The organism is Kitasatospora sp. NPDC034533 (genome assembly GCF_055575155.1).
This window is the reverse complement of the sequence record NZ_JBVITE010000159.1, coordinates 1-1576: the sequence shown is the minus strand read 5'-3', so window position 1 is coordinate 1576 and position 1576 is coordinate 1. Positions and strand designations below refer to the sequence as shown.

Here is a 1576-nt window from a genome sequence, read left to right as displayed (position 1 = left end):
CGCACCCAGGCCGACTTCATCGACACCCTCCACAACCCCGCCATCGAAGCCCGCGTCGAAAGCTGGGAAGACCACCGCCTGGCCGACGGCCAGGCGCCCTACGACGCCGCGTTCTGCATCAACGCCCTCGAACACTTCGTCCTGTCCTCCCTCACCCCCAAAGAACGCACCCAGCGCTACCGCGTCTTCTTCAAGCAGGTCCACTCCCTCCTCAAGCCCGGCGCCCGCTTCGTCCTGCACACCATGACCGTCGAGAACCCCCCACTGCGCCGCCGGCTCCTCGACGACCTCAAATTCCTCCAGCGCGAGGAATTCGAAGGCTGCCACATCCCCCGCCTGCCCGAACTCACCGCCGGCCTCGACGGGCTCTTCGAAGTCACCGAGATCCGCAACGAACCCGAATCCTTCGCCCGCGCCTGCCGCGCCTGGCTCCAGCTCCTCGCCGCCCGCCGTACCGAAGCCGTCACCATGACCGACGAGACCACCGTCGCCCGCTTCGAACGCTACCTCGACATCTTCGCCTACACCCTCGAAGACCACATCTTCAACAACTTCCGCGTCACCCTCACCCGCCGCGCCTGACCCACACCCCCCGGCACACCCCCGGCACACACCCAGGGGGCCACCCCGGCACACGTGGGCACACACCCGGGCACACGCGGGCACACACGTGGAGCCCCCCGGCACACCCGGGCACACACCCGGGGGGCCACCCCGGCACACCCCCCAGGCACACGCGGGGCCACCCCGACACACCCCCGGCACACCCCCGGCACACACCAGGGCACCCCGCACCGCCCCGGCACCCCCGGCACACCACCACCCGCCCCACCCCGGGCAGGCCCGGAACCCGGACACGAACGCACCCCGACGCCCCACCACACCCGGCCCGCCCCCCACCCCCACCCCCCGCGCCCGGCCCGCGCCGCCCCGCCTCACACCCCGAACAAGCCCCGACCCCCGCCCCAGACGACGAGGACACCCGAACACCCGGGGCCACCCCGCACGCGCCACCAACCCACCGTCACCCCGCCGCCGCCCCGCCCCACACCCCGAACAAGCCCGGCACCACGCCCCGCACCCCCGCACTACCGCCCCGCACACCCCAACCAAAGGACACCCCGACCATGACCACCACCCCCGCCCCCCACCACACCACCCAAACCACAACCCCCCACCCCACCCCCCAAACCACCCCCACCAAACCCCCCCTACGCCACCTCACCACCGCCATCATCGGCGCCGGCATCAGCGGCATCGGCACCGCCATCGCCCTCCTCAAAGCCGGCATCCACGACTTCCTCGTCTTCGAACGCGCCACCGACCTCGGCGGCACCTGGCGCGACAACACCTACCCCGGCTGCGCCTGCGACGTCCAAGCCCACCTCTACTCCTACTCCCACACCCGCAACCCCCACTGGAAATCCACCTTCGCCACCCAAACCGAAGTCCACACCTACCTCAAACACTGCGCCACCCGACACGGCATCGAACCCCACCTGCGCTACAACCACGAACTCCTCAACGCCACCTGGAACAACACCCACCACCACTGGGACATCCACACCAGCCAAGG

The 1576-nt window shown here is 70.7% G+C and carries 2 protein-coding genes; both read left to right on the top strand.

The genetic code is table 11. The annotated features are described in order from the left end of the window. Window positions 1-582: class I SAM-dependent methyltransferase (locus ACZ55U_RS39010; protein ID WP_465534384.1), on the top strand; the 582-nt coding region annotated here is incomplete at its 5' end. A 545-nt stretch (window positions 583-1127) separates the two neighbouring features. Further along, a partial coding sequence (locus tag ACZ55U_RS39005) for an FAD-dependent oxidoreductase (protein ID WP_465534382.1) occupies window positions 1128-1576 on the top strand: 449 nt, incomplete at its 3' end.